The organism is Bradyrhizobium sp. 17, assembly GCF_023073515.1.
GTDB lineage: Bacteria > Pseudomonadota > Alphaproteobacteria > Rhizobiales > Xanthobacteraceae > Bradyrhizobium > Bradyrhizobium canariense_D.
This window is the reverse complement of sequence record NZ_JADPJQ010000129.1, coordinates 1-977: the sequence shown is the minus strand read 5'-3', so window position 1 is coordinate 977 and position 977 is coordinate 1. Positions and strand designations below refer to the sequence as shown.

Sequence of the window (977 nt, the reverse complement as noted above, 5' to 3'; positions counted from 1 at the left end):
GGCTGCAACGAAGGCGTCGATCACGCGAACCGGATTGTCATCTGCAACCCAGTCGTCCAGGCATTCCGGCAACAAAGTAGATTGCCCGCGATCAGCTCCTTGAACAAAACGAGCCATGCCAGCCCCCGCCGATTCAGTGCGGGAATCATAGCAGGCACGGCGTTTTCACACATGGGATAATTCCGGGCTCGGAGCCATACTCAGGCTCTGGGAATCAGCTCTCCAGGACTCGACGAGGCCCACCCCAGGGCCTTGCAATGATGGAGAGAGGCAATGGAGCACTATGTCGGATTAGACGTGTCACTGAAACTGACCTCGATCTGCATCGTCGATCGGACAAGGAAAGGTCGAGCGCGAAGGGGTGGTTACGTCTGACCCGGAGGCGATCGCGACGTACATCAAATTGCACACGTCACACGTCGTTCGGATTGGACTTGAGACCGGAGCAACGTCGACATGGCTGTGGACCGAGCTGAATAAGATCGGGTTACCCGTTATCTGCATTGACGCCAGGCATGCGAAGGCGGTTCTGAAGATGCAGATCAACAAAAGCGACCGAAATGACGCTGCTGGCATTGCGCGCATCATGCAATGTGGTTGGTACAAGGAGGTTTGCGTCAAGGATCTCGACAGTCATGCGACCAAAGCCCTTCTTGTCAGTCGAGCTCTGCTCGTCAAGATCAAGCGGGATATCGAAAATCAAATCCGGGGGCTCCTCAAGAATCTTGGGCTCGTCATCGGACGAGCAAAGATGAATGTGTTTGCTGTGCGCGCCGCGCAGTTGGCCGAGGAACGGTCAGAGCTTTTTGCCGCTGTCGATCCATTGCTAAAGGCACGCGAGGCCGTCGAGCAACAGATTGCGGACCTTGACCGCAAGGTGCTGCGGCTGGCTCGCAACAATGCTCAGGTGCGACGGTTCATGACGGCTCCTGGCGTCGGCCCGGTCACGGCCCTTTGCTTCCTTGCGACGATCGATG

The 977-nt window shown here is 56.8% G+C and carries 1 protein-coding gene; it reads left to right on the top strand.

What is annotated here, in order from left to right; translation table 11 throughout:
- Window positions 1–361: 361 nt before the first annotated feature.
- Window positions 362–977 (top strand): transposase (locus IVB13_RS36065; RefSeq protein ID WP_247492283.1); only part of this gene is annotated, 616 nt, incomplete at its 3' end.